18 protein-coding genes are annotated in these 18093 nt (G+C 40.5%); 3 read left to right on the plus strand and 15 right to left on the minus strand.

Annotation, left to right across the window (positions count from 1 at the left end):
* Window positions 1-55 precede the first annotated feature (55 nt).
* The 9 genes from tgt to safA all read right to left on the minus strand — a co-directional run bounded on the left by tgt (window position 56) and on the right by safA (window position 8421).
* Complete coding sequence (gene tgt / locus LQ50_RS01475; protein WP_034625229.1) at window positions 56-1195, minus strand: tRNA guanosine(34) transglycosylase Tgt; 1140 nt, start codon at window positions 1193-1195, stop codon at window positions 56-58.
* A gap of 18 nt (window positions 1196-1213) precedes the next feature.
* Entirely contained in the window at window positions 1214-2239 is a 1026-nt protein-coding gene (queA, locus tag LQ50_RS01480; protein WP_034625233.1) for a tRNA preQ1(34) S-adenosylmethionine ribosyltransferase-isomerase QueA, read from the minus strand.
* 83 nt (window positions 2240-2322) lie between these two features.
* On the minus strand, window positions 2323-2541 hold the full coding sequence (locus LQ50_RS01485) for a DUF2905 domain-containing protein (RefSeq protein WP_034625235.1): 219 nt from the start codon (window positions 2539-2541) through the stop codon (window positions 2323-2325).
* The gene (gene ruvB, locus LQ50_RS01490; protein WP_034625237.1) at window positions 2538-3539 is read right to left on the minus strand and encodes a Holliday junction branch migration DNA helicase RuvB; all 1002 of its coding nucleotides are present in this window, start codon (window positions 3537-3539) and stop codon (window positions 2538-2540) included. The genes LQ50_RS01485 and ruvB overlap by 4 nt, the downstream gene beginning before the upstream one ends.
* Before the next feature lie 18 nt (window positions 3540-3557).
* On the minus strand, window positions 3558-4163 hold the full coding sequence (gene ruvA / locus LQ50_RS01495) for a Holliday junction branch migration protein RuvA (RefSeq protein ID WP_034625239.1): 606 nt from the start codon (window positions 4161-4163) through the stop codon (window positions 3558-3560).
* A gap of 349 nt (window positions 4164-4512) precedes the next feature.
* On the minus strand, window positions 4513-5175 hold the full coding sequence (locus tag LQ50_RS01500) for a hypothetical protein (protein ID WP_034625242.1): 663 nt from the start codon (window positions 5173-5175) through the stop codon (window positions 4513-4515).
* Window positions 5126-5698, minus strand: a complete 573-nt coding sequence (locus LQ50_RS01505) for an intercompartmental signaling factor BofC (protein ID WP_070808100.1) — start codon at window positions 5696-5698, stop codon at window positions 5126-5128. Before LQ50_RS01505 ends, LQ50_RS01500 begins: the two co-directional genes overlap by 50 nt.
* 139 nt (window positions 5699-5837) lie before the next feature.
* Complete coding sequence (locus LQ50_RS01510) at window positions 5838-7091, minus strand: YhcN/YlaJ family sporulation lipoprotein (protein ID WP_034625244.1); 1254 nt, start codon at window positions 7089-7091, stop codon at window positions 5838-5840.
* A gap of 169 nt (window positions 7092-7260) precedes the next feature.
* Window positions 7261-8421, minus strand: coding sequence for a SafA/ExsA family spore coat assembly protein (safA, locus tag LQ50_RS24195; protein WP_052144516.1), 1161 nt, complete (start codon window positions 8419-8421; stop codon window positions 7261-7263).
* Window positions 8422-8678: 257 nt separating this feature from the next.
* Between safA and LQ50_RS01520 the strand changes: the two genes are divergently transcribed.
* A complete protein-coding gene (locus LQ50_RS01520) occupies window positions 8679-9668 on the plus strand; it encodes a DUF3231 family protein (protein WP_034625245.1) in 990 nt (329 codons plus the stop codon).
* A 70-nt stretch (window positions 9669-9738) separates the two neighbouring features.
* Here LQ50_RS01520 and nadA read toward each other — a convergent pair whose 3' ends face one another.
* The 3 genes from nadA to nadB are packed head-to-tail and all read right to left on the minus strand — an operon-like array spanning window position 9739 to window position 13257.
* Window positions 9739-10845, minus strand: a complete 1107-nt coding sequence (gene nadA, locus LQ50_RS01525; RefSeq protein ID WP_034625248.1) for a quinolinate synthase NadA — start codon at window positions 10843-10845, stop codon at window positions 9739-9741.
* A gap of 1 nt (window position 10846) precedes the next feature.
* Window positions 10847-11686, minus strand: a complete 840-nt coding sequence (gene nadC, locus LQ50_RS01530; RefSeq protein ID WP_034625250.1) for a carboxylating nicotinate-nucleotide diphosphorylase — start codon at window positions 11684-11686, stop codon at window positions 10847-10849.
* 11 nt (window positions 11687-11697) lie between these two features.
* Complete coding sequence (nadB, locus tag LQ50_RS01535; RefSeq protein ID WP_034625251.1) at window positions 11698-13257, minus strand: L-aspartate oxidase; 1560 nt, start codon at window positions 13255-13257, stop codon at window positions 11698-11700.
* Window positions 13258-13425: 168 nt separating this feature from the next.
* Between nadB and LQ50_RS01540 the strand changes: the two genes are divergently transcribed.
* Complete coding sequence (locus LQ50_RS01540; RefSeq protein ID WP_034625254.1) at window positions 13426-14565, plus strand: IscS subfamily cysteine desulfurase; 1140 nt, start codon at window positions 13426-13428, stop codon at window positions 14563-14565.
* Window positions 14552-15094 (plus strand): transcription repressor NadR, encoded by a 543-nt coding sequence (locus tag LQ50_RS01545; RefSeq protein ID WP_034625257.1) that lies wholly within the window; start codon window positions 14552-14554, stop codon window positions 15092-15094. The genes LQ50_RS01540 and LQ50_RS01545 overlap by 14 nt, the downstream gene beginning before the upstream one ends.
* A gap of 246 nt (window positions 15095-15340) precedes the next feature.
* On the opposite strand, the gene pheA is transcribed toward LQ50_RS01545, so the two are convergent.
* From pheA to obgE, 3 genes are all read right to left on the minus strand, one after another.
* Window positions 15341-16204 (minus strand): prephenate dehydratase, encoded by an 864-nt coding sequence (gene pheA / locus LQ50_RS01550; RefSeq protein ID WP_034625259.1) that lies wholly within the window; start codon window positions 16202-16204, stop codon window positions 15341-15343.
* A gap of 16 nt (window positions 16205-16220) precedes the next feature.
* Window positions 16221-16667: a transcriptional regulator ThrR gene (thrR, locus tag LQ50_RS01555; protein ID WP_034625261.1), complete on the minus strand. Its 447-nt coding sequence runs from the start codon at window positions 16665-16667 to the stop codon at window positions 16221-16223.
* Window positions 16668-16804: 137 nt separating this feature from the next.
* Complete coding sequence (obgE, locus tag LQ50_RS01560; protein WP_034625434.1) at window positions 16805-18088, minus strand: GTPase ObgE; 1284 nt, start codon at window positions 18086-18088, stop codon at window positions 16805-16807.
* Window positions 18089-18093 lie beyond the last annotated feature (5 nt).

An 18093-nucleotide genomic window follows, 5' to 3' on the forward strand; every position in this document is an offset into this window, starting at 1 on the left:
CTATACTCTGCTTCGAGACGTGTGGAAAGAAAAGATCAGCTTATTGAATGTAAGCTTAGAAATTTTTTGCATTTGGCTTATTAAAACCATATTGCTCAAAAAACTCTTCTCTAAAATCAAGTAAACGATCTTCTCTAATTGCCTGTCTAACCTGCTCCATTAAGTTTAACAGGAAATATAGATTATGGTAAGAGGTCAATCTAAATCCAAACGTTTCTTCACACTTGATTAAATGACGAATATAGGCCCTTGAGTAATTTTGACAAACATGACAATCACAATTTTCATCTAATGGTCTAAAATCACGAGCATACTTAGCATTTCGAACAACCAACCTACCTGTACTTGTCATAAGCGTTCCATTACGAGCAATTCTCGTCGGCAATACACAGTCAAACATATCTATGCCACGAATCGCCCCATCAATTAACGAATCCGCTGAACCAACCCCCATTAAATATCGAGGCTTATTTTCAGGTAAATGAGGAGTTGTAAACTCTAAAACGCGATTCATCACATCTTTTGGCTCACCTACAGATAATCCACCAATAGCATAGCCAGGGAAATCAAGAGAAATGAGATCTTCTGCACTTTGTCTGCGTAAATCTTCATATTCTCCACCTTGTACAATCCCAAACAAGCCTTGATCATTTGGACGTGCATGTGCTTTAATGCATCTCTCTGCCCATCTGCTTGTCCGCTCTACTGATTTTTTCATGTAATCGTATTCTGCTGGATAAGGAGGACACTCATCAAATGCCATCATAATATCTGATCCAAGAGCATTTTGAATGTCCATAGCCCCTTCAGGACTTAGGAATAACTTGTCTCCATTTAAATGATTACGGAAGTGGACACCTTCTTCTTCTATCTTACGCAAATCGCTTAAACTAAAGACCTGAAATCCACCAGAATCAGTTAATATCGGACTATCCCAATTCATGAATTTGTGAAGCCCACCTGCTTCTTTAATTATATCATGACCAGGTCTTAACCATAAGTGATAAGTATTGCTCAAAATAATTTGAGCATTCATATCATACAAGTCTTCAGGGCTCATAGTCTTAACTGTTGCCAGTGTACCAACCGGCATAAAGATTGGTGTTTCAAACGTACCATGTGGTGTATGAACGCGGCCTAGACGAGCACCGGATTGCTTACACGTTTTTATATGTTCATACGTAATAGCTGTCATATTTATTCCTCCTTTTATCTACCTAATCAGCATGGCATCCCCAAAGCTAAAGAAGCGATATCTTTCATTTACTGCATGCCTGTATGCATTTAGAACATACTCCTTTGTGGAAAATGCGCTTACTAGCATAACCAACGTGGATTTAGGTAAATGAAAATTTGTTAACAAGCCATCAAAACCACGTACTTCATAGCCAGGATAAATAAAAATGGATGTCCATCCTGATGCTTCCAGGAACTGACCATGATCTTTGATAATCGTTTCAAGTGTTCTCGCTGACGTCGTTCCAACAGCAATGATTCGTCCACCATTTCCTCGAACGGATTGAAGCAGCCTTGCTGTACCAGCACTCATCTGATAAAATTCAGCATGCATTTCATGTTCTTCAATGTTTTCTACACTAACAGGTCTAAATGTCCCTAGACCAACATGCAATGTAATATAGGCAATATGAACGCCCTTTTTCTCAATAGAGGTTAATAACTCTTTTGTAAAATGCAGCCCGGCTGTTGGAGCTGCTGCTGATCCTCGGTTTTTCGCAAAAACCGTTTGATATCGTTCTTGGTCCGGCAATGTTTCCTTAATATACGGAGGCAGAGGCATCTCACCTAATTCATCTAACACTTCATGAAAAATACCTATATAGCTCATTTTCATGATTCGTCCGCCATGCTCGGCTTCACCTGTACAAATGGCTGTTAATTGCCCATCACCAAATACAACCTCTGTTCCTTTTTTCACACGCTTAGCAGGCTTCACGAGCGTCTCCCATTGATCATCTTCTAACTGTTTTAATAAAAGGATTTCAATACTTGCTCCTGTATCTTTTTTCGAACCATAAAGCCTTGCAGGCAAAACACGGGTATCATTTAGTACCAGACAATCTCCTTCATTTAATTCATCAATGATGGATAAGAAATGACCATCTTTTGTTTCGCCTGTCTTACGGTCTAGGACAAGCAAACGAGACGCCGTCCTGTCGGGAAGCGGCGTCTGAGCTATGAGTTCATCCGGCAATTCAAAATCAAATTCTTCTACATTCATGTTTTCATTCACCTTTTTTTAAAATATCCGTTCATTTTTTCACATCTTTGTTATCATACCCAAACTCTTCAGTCGATGCAACTTTAACGAAAGCGCCCAACAATAAAGAAAAGCAGCGATAGGACAACACTTATCACAATGCTCGTCATAATAGGAAAATAGAACGTCGAGTTTTCTCTTCTAATTAAGATATCGCCTGGGAGCTTACCTATTGGGATAAACCGTCCAATTAACATCCACAATCCACCAATCACAATACATAAAACACCGATCGTAATCAATACTTTCGGAAATGTATTCATTGTTTGGGAACCTCCAAATGAAAGTGTTCATAACAAGCTGGACTTACAATCCTGCCGCGAGGGGTTCGCTGAATAAAACCAATCTGTAGCAAATAAGGCTCATACACGTCTTCAATCGTGTCAGGTTCTTCCCCTATGGTTGCTGATATCGTTTCAAGTCCAACGGGTCCTCCTCGAAACTTTTCAATCATTCCATATAATAATTTATGGTCAATATGATCAAGTCCTAATCGGTCAACTTGCAATTGTTCTAGGGAATCTTGAGCAAGGTCAAGAGTGATCGTTCCATCCCCCTTTACTTGGGCGAAATCCCGCACACGTCTAAGAAGACGATTTGCAATTCTCGGCGTCCCTCTTGAGCGGCGAGCAATCTCGATCGCTGCTTCTTTATCTATGTCTGTGTCAAATATTTCTGCAGTTCGTCGAACAATAATCGATAGTTCACTCTCTGTGTAATATTCAAGACGTGCAAGTACACCAAATCGATCACGCAGAGGAGCCGAAAGCATCCCAGCTCTTGTCGTCGCTCCAACAAGAGTGAATGGCGGTAAGTCTAAGCGTACAGAGCGTGCTGTCGGTCCTTTGCCAATGACAATATCTAAACAAAAATCTTCCATTGCAGGATAGAGAACCTCTTCTACCATACGATTTAGTCTGTGTATTTCGTCAATAAATAAAACATCTCCAGGCTCAAGAGCAGTTAAAATTGCCGCTAAATCTCCAGGTCTCTCTATAGCAGGACCTGAAGTTGTTCTCATCTGAACCCCCATTTCTGTTGCAATGATTCCCGACAACGTCGTTTTCCCAAGTCCAGGCGGGCCATATAAAAGGACATGATCAAGGCATTCTTCGCGCATTTTGGCTGCTTCCATAAATACTTGAAGGTTCTTTTTCACCTTTTCCTGTCCAATATATTGTTGGAGTTTGTGTGGGCGGATTTGCTGATCAAGTGAATCTTCCATTCCTTGTTCCTCCGCCGACATCATTCGTTCATCCATTTCCATCACCCCCGTTTACTATCCATTTAATAATAACTGAAGTGCTTTTTTAATATAGGCATCTGTTGTCAAATCTTCTTTTTCCAAATGCGGGCGCACTTTTTTCAGTTCTCTCTCTACGTATCCAAGTGCTCTTAGGGCCTCTAGAGCTTCTTCTAATAACGGATTTTCCTTTGTGACAGGCGATACTGCCAATCCACTTTGTTTAAATAAATTCGGTGCAAAATCATCAAGCTTCCCTTTTAAGTCTAAAATAATTTGTCTAGCCGTCTTCTTCCCAACACCGGGAAATTTAACCAAGAAAGATTCATCTTCTTCCTCAATTGCATGTACAACATGCTCAGGCTCTCCTGTAGCTAAAATAGCTAATGCACCTTTTGGACCTATTCCAGAAACATTCAGAAGCTTCTCAAACAATGCTCGTTCTTCCTTTGTCTCAAAACCGTATAGACGTATCACATCTTCCCTTACATATTGATATGTAAATACTTGTACGGAATCCTCCATTTTACTTTGGAACCGATAAGGGTTCGGGCAAAAGATCTGATAACCTAACCCATGATGGTCTACAACAACATACTGAACATCAATATCCACTAACTTCCCAACTACATATTCAATCAATTTTATCCCTCTTTATACGAACGTTTATTTCTATTTTAGCATAGAGTTCACCCAAAAAGGTCGCTTTTTACCTTTTTGGATGAACTCTATGCGCTGTGCGGAGCCGCCGTTTTGTTTTAAGCCTTTTGAGCGATCTTCTCAAAAGGCGCACGGCGTGTGGAGCCAGCGCAAACATGTTCGCACTCTTTAAGAAAAGGTCGCTTTTTACCTTTTTGGGTGAACTCTAAGCGCTGAGCAGAGCGATGCCTTCCTTTAAGCCAAAAGGAGTGCTTTTCTCCTTTTGGCGCGCATCGTGCGGAGCCAGCGCCACTATGTTCGCACTAGCTACAAAAGTACTCCAATCCCTTTTTTACCTTTTGGCTGAACTCAATGCGCTGAGCAGAGCGATGCCTTCCTTTAAGCCAAAAGGAGTGCTCTTCTCCTTTTGGCGCGCATCGTGCGGAGCCAGCGCCACTATGTTCGCACTCGCTACAAAAGTACTCCAATCCCTTTTTACCTTTTTGGATGAACTCCTAGCGCTGAGCAGAGCGATGCCTTCTTTTAAGCCTAAAGGAGCGCTCTTCTCCTTTTGGCGCGCATCGTGCGGAGACAGCGCCACTATGTTCGCATTTTTTAAGTATAGATGTTTTTTTAAGGTTGTTACTATAAATAGCTTTCCACTTAGTGAAATGGAGCGGAAGTCACTCGACTCCTGCGGGATGCAGAGGTAGGGGCGAGACCCCACAGCCGAGGAGGCTTGGCACCTACCCGCGAAAAGCGAGTGACTGGAGCGCAATGGAACGAACATGTGAAGGAAACATATCCAAAAATCACCGAAGAATGCGAAAACAACCTTAAAAACAAAAAGGTCGCTTTTTACCTTTTTGGATAAACTCGACCTCTCGCGGATCCAGTGCCACTTATCTGAAACATCACCTTCAAAAACAAAAGGTGATTCCTTAAAGAAATCACCCAAAAATAAATTACATTTGTGCAGCTTTATATTGTCCCAAAACTTGTAGTACTTCTTCATAATGCTCAAGATCCAAAACAGGTATGCCTTTTCTTAGTTCGGAATGCTGTCGACTTTTTAATTTCGTTGTATCCAATTGAAAAAAGGATTGGATTACTCTTTCTTCATTTGGCTCACCTTCATAAATGGAAAGAACACCATCTTCAGTGATACCAAAATACCCATTTACTTTTAATAGCGGCGATATATCATTGACTTCTTTCCTGAAAATCATTTCATTTTCATTTTGATTAATAAGGCTCCAATCATTATAATAAGACCAAAAATCTTCCATTGACCAAATCGTTTCTTGAATTCGCTCTTGACTCATCTCACCATCAAGATACACACGTTCTAAAATAACGTCAATGGTTTGAGGTCCCATTGCTTTATAAACTTCTGTGTCTTCTTGTTTCTCACTATCTAATTTTGTTTGGCTTCCTTCTATAACCGTCGTATTCCATAGCAAAAAACCTATACCAATTAAAGATAAACTTGTAAGGAGAAAAAAGATTTGTTTTCGCTGAGTTCGTTGGAATTTCATCAGCTTTCACCACCATGATAAATAATAAAAACTTCCACTCTAGGCTAATGTTGCCCAAAAATGGAAGTCATCATTCGTAAATAAAATCATTTCTGCTATGTAAAAGAAGACAGTGGAGAAAACTCCACTGTCTTAAATATTAACGAGAGCGTTCAAATGGTCGTTGTACCGCTTGTCCTAAATCTCCAAGCATATCTGTAAATGTAGCTGTTACTTCATCGAAAGCCGTTCCAGTACGCAGTTGGTTATCCATATTTCGAATACGTCCGACAGCATCGGAATCTGTTACTACACGTACATCTTTATCTTTTGCTAACCCGTTAACTGTTTTTTCAACTTCTTTTTTCACGTCATCATGATCTCCATTTGCTGTAATCCCAACAACAACATCATTTTCATGAACGATTACACGTGCATCATCAACACCATCAACTCGTTCAACTCGCTCAGTAAGACGTTGAACCGTTTTTCCATCATAATCTTTATGATAGTTCATCGCACGATTACCTTGTTTTGCTTGAGTACGTTGTTGATCACGGTGGACTCCCGTACGGTCACCACGACCAGTTGCATCAAAGCGATTCGGTGTACGTGTACCATAGTTTACATTTCCGCGCTCACGAGCTTCTAAATTCATCGCACCTTGCCCTTGTCGACGATGACCTGGAGTCGCCTCTAATGCACCAGTACCACGACGTGCTCTTCCGCGTAGAATACCATCTTCATCAACCATGCCAGGACGATTCCCACCTGTTAATCCAGCACGTCCCATACCTGCATTACGTTGGTTTGCACGAATACCATCACGAGCAGTGCCGCGATTTAATCCCGCTCTTCCCATTCCTTGTGTATCTGTACCTTGACGACCTGTGATTCCTTGGGCACCATGTGTGCCAAATAACCCAGTGTTCGTACCAAAATTATCACGACCAGTATTGGTGTAACCTACTCCACGGTCATTACCTGTTCCTCGAGTTTGGAAATTATTTAAATGTGTACGACCTTGTCCAGTCATGCCTCTGCCTTGATCACCAAATAGCCCTCCACGAGTGCCAGTTTGACCTGTGCCTTGACCGCCAAATAGCCCTCCACGAGTACCTGTTTGACCTGTACCTTGATCGCCGAATAATCCTCCACGGTGACCTGCATCTGCCCCTCTAGTCGTACCTTGTCCAACGGTACCACCTCGATGATGGTCCGGTGTCATCATATCAGTAATTGGACCTTCACCTCTGTGACGTCCATCAATGGCTCCTCCACCACGCATATCTTGTGCCTGAATCCCAGTTTGTTGATTTGCACCCATGTTTGTTGCTTGGTTGTCGGCACCACACCCAGCAAGTCCACCTAAAAGCATTGTTGCTGTTGCTACTGACATTGCGATTTTTTTCATTTTTGAATTCCCCCTTTCACCAATTATGTTGGCTAATCGAGGGTTTCTTTACACTGTTACATCTTGGTTAGTGTTCCATAACACTTTACAAACCATCGCTCATATGTATTACCTACTATGAGCATGAAGGAATGTCTCATAGTAGGTAGAAAAAAGCAACAATCACGCTCTAATCATCATAATCATCTGACTCATGATACCCTTGCATAAATGGTTGCTGCGGATAATCTTGCATTGACATCAGTTGGCCGTTTGGTCCATAAGTAATTGGTTGAGTTGGTCCACAGCATCCGTTTTGAGGATTTGTGTAGGGCTGTTGAACCGGTTGTTGGTTCATCGGTTGCTGGTGCATTGGTTGTTGATTCATCGGTTGTTGATTCATCGGTTGCTGGTTCATCGGTTGCTGGTTCATCGGTTGCTGGTTCATCGGAGAGTGCATCGGCTGTTGTTGCGGATAGAATGGCATAGTCTCTTGTTGTGTATAATGTTGATTTGGATAAAATGGCATAGGTTCTTGCGTTGGTTGCATCGGCATTTGCTGTTGGTAATATGGTTGCATCATTGGTTGCGATGGACCACATCCCGGCATTAATGGACTAACTTGTTGCATCGGTTGCTGAATATACGGAGCTGTTTTATGTGATGGACCACACCCCGGCATTATCGGACTAATAGGTGTCATTGGTGGACAAGGTGCTTTTGGTTTTGGTTGGTACATTTGCGGTTGTACTGGTTGTTGTTGGTGCACTGGTTGTTGTATTGGTTTATGCACTGGTTGTTGTACTGGTTGTTGCACTGGCTTATGGACGGTTGGTTTTGGTGCATGATGCTTAGGTGCAACTGGTGCTTCTTTTTTTATAGGTTTCACTTCTTCTTTCGGTTTTACTACTTCCTTTTTCGGTTCAACTTTTTTCACAGGCGGCTTTTTGACAGCAGGCATTTCTTTTTTAGGTTTGGCTTGTGGTTGGTAAAAGTTGATATTTGTCTCATAAGAATGATAGTCAACATGTGTCTTTTGTTTTGGTTGCACCATTTGCGGCATGGTCGGCATTTGCGGCATTGGCATCGGTGCTGGTTTCGGTTCTTCTTTCTTTTGTACTGGCTTTGGCATTTCTTTTTTAGGCTGCTCTTTTACATGCGTATGCGGAGCGACCTGCGTTTCCTTTTTTACTGGTACGCTACCTGTTGGTATCTTAATTTTCATACCAGGCATAATCATATCTGGATTGGATAACTGTGTATTCGCTGCCTTTAGCTGCTCAAAATTAACCCCGTATTTTTGTGCTAACTTCCAAAGTGTGTCACCTTTTTGGACAATATGAATTTTCACGTTTTCATTCCCTCCTCTTACCGTTCCTTACATCGTATGTCGTCATAGGCGAAATGACACGAAACATTACCTATAGAACAGAAAAAAAGATTGAAAAAATCCTAATAATTCAGGGGTCTCAGCACAGCTTATGTCGGAAAAAATAGGTTTATGCCTACATCCAAAGAAAAAGAATAGGAGGACAACTGAATTTATATGACCTATATGTGAAATATTACAATAACAAGTGTGGATTTAATTATTAGGAGGGCCAGACAGTGGATAAAGGTTTGGATAATGGATTAACTTCAGCAGAAGTTTCTCAGCTATGGGCTACCTATATGAGTGATAGCTCTCAAATATGCGTATTAAGCTATTTCCTACAAATAGTTAAGGAAAGTGACATTAAAAACATACTTCAGTTTACAAATGATGCTGCTACTGTTCATTTGCAAAAAATTGCTGAAATGTTTGAGGAGGACGGTCGTGTCATTCCGCATGGCTTTAGGGTAGACGAAGATGTACGATCGATGGCTCCTAAAATTTATACCGATGACTTTATCATTGAGTATTTGCATGAATTTTCTAAAATCGGCTTAAGAGGTCATGCTACAAACCTATCAGTTTCAGTTCGGAATGATTGTTCTGATTTCTTTAAGCAATGTATCGATGATTCAGTTGAGCTTTACGAACGCACTAAAGAGCTTTTGCTTTCCAAGGGTCTGTATAACCGTTCACCAATGATCGAGAAAGAACAAGAAGTAGATTATATTGAACATCAAAATTTCTTAGCGGGTTTTTTTGGGGACAAACGCGCACTTACTGCTCTTGAAATTACTAACTTATATAACAATTTTGAACGAAATGCATTTGGAGCAGCTACTCTTATTGGATTTATTCAAATGACAGATTCTAATGAAGTATTAAAACATCTTATTAGAGGAAAAGAAATAGCGGAGAAACACTGTGAAATTTTAGGCTCCTATCTGAAAAAGAATGACCTACCCACTTCCGTCTATTGGGACTCAGAGGTGGTTGAAAATAAACAACCTGTGTTTTCAGATAAGTTGTTAATGTATATAGCCAGTGCGCTTACAAGTGTTGGAACCTCTTTTTACGGTCTCGGTATTGGTACTAGCCAACGAAGGGATCTAGCAGCCATGTATAATCGTTTCTTAGCCGAAGTGCAATTATATAGTGAAGACGGGGCAAATATTATGATAAAAAATCGCTGGTTAGAATCACCTCCTAAAGCAAGTCACAGTTAAATTACAAATTTGGAGAAAGAGCATTGGCTCCTTCTCCATCATCCTTTTGGTTTAGCATGAAATTCCACTGTTATGACGGGCGATCAAGCATCCGTTGTAGAGCTAGATTTCCCTCAAGAGTCGTCTGTTCATCAACCGTAATTGGAAAATGTAATCTACCTTCAATGATCTCCTCCAAAGACCAAAGCAAATGATCTAAATCAATTCTGTTCATTGTTAAACACGGACACATCGTTGAATTTAAGGAGAATATATTTTTATCAGGGTGCTGTTGTGCTAAACGATTCACTAAATTCATCTCTGTTCCGATGGCCCATGATGAACCAGGTCGAGCATTTTTAATTGTTTCAATTATATAATGTGTCGAACCATTTAAGTCAGCTGCCTGAACAACATCAAAAGTACATTCTGGATGAACAATAATAGTTGTATTTGGTGAATTTTTGCGTAACTCTTCAATCTGACCAACAGTAAATTTTTCATGTACGGAACAGTGTCCCTTCCAGAGAATAACTTTCACTTGTTCAATAGGACCTTCACAGACAAGCTCTCTTGCAATTGGATCCCAGACTGCCATCTCGTCCAGTTTAATACCTAGATCATAGGCTGTATTTCTTCCTAAATGTTGATCAGGTAAGAAAAGTAGCCTTTGTTTTTGCGTAAATGCCCACTGCACCATTGCCTTTGCATTTGAAGATGTTACAGTTGCTCCGTCATTTCTTCCACAGAAAGCTTTAATTGCAGCTGTACTGTTAACATACGTTAAAGGTAAGATGGTATCTCCAAATTGTTTCTGTAACTCACCCCATGCGTGCTCTGTTTGAGCAATGTCCGCCATGTCAGCCATTGAACAGCCAGCTTTCAAGTCTGGCAAAATGACATGCTGATTGTCTGTAGTGAGCATATCAGCCGTTTCTGCCATAAAGTGGACTCCACAAAAAACAATATATTCTGCATCACGATTTGTTTTTGATAATTGAGCTAGTTGGAGTGAATCACCTGTTGCATCCGCAAATTCAATAACTTCATCGCGCTGATAATGATGCCCAGGAATAAATAGTCGGTTGCCTAGTTGTTGTTTAATTTCCTTAATTCGCTCTTTTTTAGCCTCAATAGACATCTCTTTGTAACGTTCTGGTAAGCGATCGAATGTTGCTACTTTTTCAAGAAAATTCATCCTATTTGCCCTCCTCTAATAAGAAACTAAAATCTGTCGCTTTCACTGAATGTGTTAAACAACCGAGCGAAATATAATCGACACCTGTTTCTCGAAATGTGGCAAGATTATCGATCGTAATTCCACCAGATGCTTCCGTGATAATATGATCTGGAACAAACTTACGATAATTTTTAATTTCCATAGGAGTTGCATTATCAAACATAATGACATCTACGTTTGACTCTACCGCTTCTCTGACCTCATCTTCATTTGTCGTTTCAACTTCAATCTTCACCATATGACCAACATGGCTTCGAACCGTTTTCACAGCTTGCTTTATTCCACCACAAGCGCGTATATGATTTTCCTTCAACATGACAGCATCACTTAATCCTCTGCGGTGGTTAAATCCTCCTCCACATCTTACTGCGTATTTTTCAAATACCCTTAAGCCTGGTGTTGTTTTTCTTGTATCACAAATTCGTATCTTTTCATCTTCAAGTGTCTTAATCGCAGTATGGGTCATTGTCGCTATCCCTGACATACGTTGTAACAAATTTAATAGAACCCTTTCCCCAGCTAATAAAGAAATTACCCTTCCCTCAAAAGTAGCGACCGTATCCCCTTTTTGAAATTCTTCACCGTCTGAGACCAACACTTGAACAGAGATCGTCGAATCTAACATCCCATATCCCCATTGCAGTAAATCGCAACCTGCCATGACTCCATTTGCTTTGGCTACAATTTTGGCTTTTCCAATTGCACTACTTGAAATTGCTGATTCACTCGTAATATCACTTTCACCAAGATCTTCGATAAAGAAATGCTCTAATTGTTTTTTTACTAATAATTTGTTCATTCTCTCTCCCCCTACATATTTTCAAGTAAAAGATGTCGCTTTTCTGTTGAAATGTGTGGACCTTTTTCTTTCGATAAGGAAATGTATGTTCTTGACCATAGTTGATCATTCCTCTTCGGAAAGTCCAAACGATAATGACCACCTCTACTTTCAGTCCGTTGAAACGCTCCCTCTGTAACTAAAGCAGCCACAATAAGCATATTTTTACACTCTATCGTCACGCGCGAATCCGCTTTCGAAATTCGGTGTGCATACGGCAAGTATTGGTCAAGCCATCTTTTCATTTCCGAAAGACCTGTCAGATCACGCTCAATCCCAACAAATTTAGTCATACGAATTTGAATATCCGATATAGAGGGCAAATGACATGAAACTGTGATGTTAGATTCCTCCTCTGAATAAACTAACTGAAATTTTGACTGAACACTTTGAATATCACTCGCTACTTGCTCGGCGAATACCAAACCCTCTAATAACGAATTGCTTGCAAGACGGTTTGCTCCATGAACACCTGTACAAGCTACCTCTCCTACCGCATATAATCCCTTTATTGAAGTTCGACCGAATGAATCTGTCTCAATTCCTCCACTCACAAAATGGGCCCCTGGTACAACTGCTATAGGGGTAACGCTTGGATCAATGTGCGCTTTTTCGCAGCGCTCAGCCAACCCTGGGAAACTATGTTTAAATCCTGGTATGTCTCGACAATCTAAATAAATTTCATTTCCACTTTGTAAAGCTTTATGAATTTCTCTGCTAACAATATCTCTTGACTCCAATTCTTTTAATGGAAAATCATCCATCAATCTTTTTCCATTCTTATCAATAAGTTTAGCTCCTTCACCACGTACAGCTTCGCTAATTAGCCCTATTGTATCCTTACCAACTTTCATAAGTGTTGGATGAAATTGAATGAACTCCATATCTGTTAATGTTGCACCCGCACGATAAGCAAGAGCAAAGCCATCACCTGTCGCTTCATCAACATTTGAAGTATGCTGATAAAGTTGACCGAGACCTCCAGTAGCTAGTACGGTTGCTTTTGTAAATATGTTTCGTTTGTCTGTTTGTACCCCGATGACTCTTCCGTTTTTTGAAACTAGCTTTGTCACCATTGTGTGGTCAAGGATTTCTACTTTAGCTCTTACGGCATTTATTAATGCCTCCGTAAAAGCTTTGCCAGTCTTATCACCATTCACATGGACAATACGACGATTTTGATGAGCCCCTTCCATCCCTAAACGAAATGAGCCATCTTTCTCCTTATCAAATGGAACCCCTATTTGGTCCAGAAACTTCACCATAGCCGGCGCTCGTTTTACTAGCATCTCAACATGGCTTTCGTTATGATGATTAGCTCCAGCTTTTATCGTGTCAGCAAGATGTGTCCTCCAATCATCCTCTGTCCCAAGAGCCGCAGCCATACCTCCTTGAGCACAGCTGGAGTTACTTGAAGCAACGTCCGACTTTGTGATAATCATCACATTCATATGATCGGCTAACAAATGAGCCGTCATAAGACCCGCAATACCACTTCCGATAATAATAGCATCGACTGTCTTAGTAGCCATTCCTATCCCCCTATTAAATTTACAGTTGTCTTGTCACCTATCTTTACATAAAATAAGAGTTGTGACAAGCGCTTTTTTTTGATTAAATAGGGAAATATTGGGTAGTAGAGAAGGGAACTAAAAAAGACTTTAATTTTTTTAGTCCTTCGAGTTGAGGAGGTCTTTTTTTTGATTTACTTTGATTATAGCGCAACAACCCCCATGTCCTCTTATGCGCTAGAAACGTATAATCGCGTGGCTACGGATTTTTTTGCTAATAGCCGTAGTCTGCATAATCATGGGTTAGAAAGTGACGATATTCTTGCTTTAAGTCGTAAAACCATTGCAGAAGCCTTGTATGTAAATAGCAATGAAATTTACTTTACAGGTTCTGGTTCTGAGGCGACTTTTCTATCAATAACAGGATTAGCTTTTGCCCATCAGCAGAAAGGAAAGACAATTGTAACGACCGAAGGCGAACATCATTCAGTACTGCAGGCACTAAATTATTTAAAAGATTTTGGGTTTACGATTCTTTATGTCCCCGTTAATGAATATGGACAGGTTACTCTAGAACAGCTTACTGCCACTATTACACCCGACACCATTTTAGTATCGATTGCCCATGCCAATAGTGAGATAGGCACTGTTCAAGATTTAAAGGCCCTTGGTACTTTTTTAGCTAATAATGATATACTTTTTCATAGTGACTGTGTTCAAACTTTTGGGAAGCTCCCTATTCCTATTGATGTATTAACAAGTATTAGTATGACCGCACATAAATGCTATGGGCCCAAAGGGGTAGGTGCTACTTATTTAGATAAACAGGTTCCTTGGACCCCATTTTTACACGGTACAACCCATGAAAGTGGGTTTAGAGCAGGAACAGTCAATGTTCCAGGTATAGCTGCATTCGCAGCTGCAGTGGAAGAGTATCACCCCCTCGCTCGAGCAGATATGAAACGCTTACTAGCATTAAAGGAAAAAGTCGTAGATGAATTTAGGAATAATCGTCATATTTATTTTGAAGGCCACCCTATCGAACGTCTTCCTTTTCATTTAAGCTTGCGAATTAGTGGAATCGAAGGACAGCTAGCGATGCTTGAGTTCAACCGTAAAGGCTTTGCCATTTCGACTGGTTCTGCATGTAGAGTAGGGGAAAGTGATCCACCTCGCACATTAATTAGTTTAGGCCGGAAACACCATGAAGCTCATGAACTAATTCGAATCACCTTTGGCCGCTACACGACTGAAGATGAAGTGATAAAATTTATTAATACTTTTAAACAAATATTGTTAGAATTTAAGGGGCTTGATGCAAGTGAATGACGGAAAGAAAATCTTAGGTGACAAAAGAAGAGAGTTAATTATTCAATGGTTGTCAAACTGTGCGGAACCACTAACAGGTGGAGAGCTCGCAAAACGTTCAAATGTAAGTAGACAAGTCATTGTACAGGACATTTCAATCCTAAAAGCGAAAAAACATCCAATTATCGCTACTGCACAAGGATACATTTATGTTCAACAAACACCTTCTCCCAAAGTGAATCGAATTATTGCCTGCAAACACTCTCCATCAGAAACAATGGAGGAATTATTTACTTTAGTAGACCATGGTGTTACAGTTCAGCAAGTCATTGTCGAGCATGCCATTTATGGTGAAATCACTGCTTCCCTTATGCTGTCCACTCGCTTAGATGTGGAAGCTTTTTGTAAAAAGGTAGAGCAAACTCAATCGTCATTGTTATCGGAATTAACCGATGGGGTCCACCTTCATGTTATTGAAGGTGATCATGCTAGTCAGCTTGATGCAGCAATCGAGGCTCTTAATAAAAAAGGATTTATTTTAAGCGATTGACTTTTTTATACAAACATAAAAAGAGAACCAGCCAAGATCGCGCTGGTTCTTTCGTCACATCCCCCTGCCAAAACCAGGCAGGGGGACTTTTTAAAAGAATGGAACCAGCCAAGATCGCGCTGGTTCCTTCGTCACATCCCCCTGCCAAAACCAGGCAGGGGGACTTTTTAAAAGAATGGAACCACCCAAGATCGCGCTGGTTCCTTCGTCACATCCCCCTGCCAAAACCAGGCAGGGGGATGTGACTTATACATTCGCTTTGTTTCGTGCCATTGTGTAACATGGGTAACTGCCAAGAATGTCGACTCCGCAACCCAGGGCTTCGATTTCAGAAACCACTCCTGGTATTAACACATCGTCCATCGCACCTTCCACATCAATGATAAAGAAATAATTCCCTAATCCTGTCTTTGTTGGTCGGGATTCAATTTTCGTTAAATTCAATTTTCTCCAAGCAAAAGCTGAGAGTACTTGATGAAGTGCTCCTGAGTAATCTGAAGGCAACGTCACCATTAATGTCGTTTTGTCTTCTGTATACGCCGAACCTTTGTAAGATACACCAACTGACTCCTTACTTAAGACGACAAAGCTTGTTCCATTGTTTTCAAAATCATGGATGTTCGTATGCGCCATTTTTAACTGATACTCTTGCGCTGCTGTTTCATTAGCGATCGCTGCAATAGCTAAGTCAGGATGATTCTTCACATATTCAGCTGCGGCTCCTGTAGAATTCATATACTCCCATTCTGCATTTGGGTAGTAGGCTTGCAAAAACTCGTGACATTGGGCAATTGCATGTGGATGAGAGACTATTTTATCAATTTTTTCCCCTTGATAATCCGGGTTCACTAATAAATGTTGCTCGATTGGAACAGTAATTCCCCCAATAATAGGCAACCTTTGTTTATGAATTAAATAATCTAATGTCATATTAACAGAACCTTCAATGGCGTTCTCAACCGGTACAACAGCAACCTGTACTTCTTCTGTAGCAACTGCATCCATGCACGAAGGAATCGTCCGAAATGGGATGAAATCACCTGTTTCAAATAATCCTCTAGCCGCCATTTCTGTGAATGTCCCTTTTGGTCCTAAAAACCCAATCTTCATGTGTCCAAACTCCCTCCTATGAACCAGTCCCTACTAGTTCCACTTTTTCTACTGCTTCTAATCCTACAATCCAATCCATGAGCTCATCTAAATCTAGTTTCATTGGAGCCGTATCTATGGATAACGTCATATGAGCCCTTCCTTGTAAGGGAATTGTTTGATTTATGGTTAATACATTGGCACCTGTTTCTGCAACTTTCCCTAATAACTGTGAAAGCGAACCTGAGCGATCGACCAAAATAATTGATAGAGTAATGATCTTTTCCTTCACTACTTTATGAAAAGGGAAGATTCCGTCTTTATATTTATAAAAAGCACTTCGGCTAAGTCCAACTTTATTTACTGCCTCATTTATTTTTTTCACTTTACCTAGCTCCAGCAGCTCCTTAGCTGCTAACGTTTTTTCCATTGCTTCTGTTAGCATATCCTCACGTACGAGATAAAATGATTTTCTTGATGTCATATATCCTATTCACCTTCTTTCAACGAAGAGCTATGTTTCATTATAAAATTGCCGAAACTTTTTGACAACAAAAAATGTCTTTTAACAGTGAAAAACTGTCTCCATAGAAGAGACAGTTTTTTTAGATATCGTCTTATTTAATCTATAAACTCAAACTCAAACTTCATAATTCGAACAAGATCTCCGTCTTTGGCTCCTCTTTCACGAAGAGCATCATCGACGCCCATCCCTCTCATTTGTCTAGCGAAACGTTTTACGGATTCGTCTCGTGAAAAATCCGTCATTTTAAACAACTTTTCAAGTTCAGCACCTGACAATACGAATGTACCATCGTCATCTCTTGTAATAACAAATGGAACTTGAGCTTTCTCGTGGCGATAAATAACTCGAGTAGATTCCTCTGTTTCTTCATATAGAGGGAACTCTGGCGTTTCTTCGATCTTATCTGCAATCGTTATGAGAAGATCACGTAGTCCTTTTTTGGTTACTGCAGAAATAGGAAAGACTGGATATTGGTCGTTAAGCTTTTCTTTAAATAGCTTTAAATTTTCTTCGGAATCAGGCATGTCCATCTTATTAGCTACAACAATTTGCGGACGTTCAAGCAATCTCAAGTTGTATTGCTTCAACTCATCATTAATCATCAAAAAGTCTTCATAGGGATCTCGGCCTTCTAATGCTGACATATCAATGACATGAACAATGACTCGTGTTCGTTCGATATGTCGTAAAAATTGGTGACCTAATCCGACTCCTTCATGTGCACCTTCAATTAATCCTGGCAAATCAGCCATAACGAAACTGCGATTGTCTTCTGTCGCCACGACCCCTAAATTCGGTGTAATCGTCGTAAAATGATAATCAGCTATTTTCGGCTTAGCAGCAGATACTACTGAAAGCAACGTTGATTTACCAACACTAGGAAAGCCAACTAATCCAACATCCGCTAGAACCTTTAACTCAAGTACAACATCTCGTTCCTGACCTGGTTCCCCATTTTCAGCAATATCAGGGGCCGGATTAACCGGTGTAGCAAAACGAGTATTCCCTCGTCCTCCTCTACCACCTTTAGCGATCACAGCTTTTTGACCATGCTCAGTTAAATCAGCAATAATTTGACCAGTTGCCTCATCAATAACTGTCGTTCCCGGTGGCACTTTCACAACCATATCTTCTGCATTTTTTCCGTGTTGATTTTTTGGCCTTCCGTGTTCCCCTCTTGACGCTTTAAAATGGCGTTTATAACGGAAATCCATCAAAGTCCGTAACCCTTCTTCTACTTCAAAAACAACACTTGCCCCACGACCACCATCTCCACCTGCAGGTCCACCATCAGGCACATACTTCTCTCTTCGGTATGAGACTTGTCCATTTCCACCGTCTCCACCTTTAACATATACTTTTACCTTATCTACAAACATATCTT

Source organism: Halalkalibacter okhensis, from assembly GCF_000787375.1.
GTDB lineage: Bacteria > Bacillota > Bacilli > Bacillales > Bacillaceae_D > Halalkalibacter > Halalkalibacter okhensis.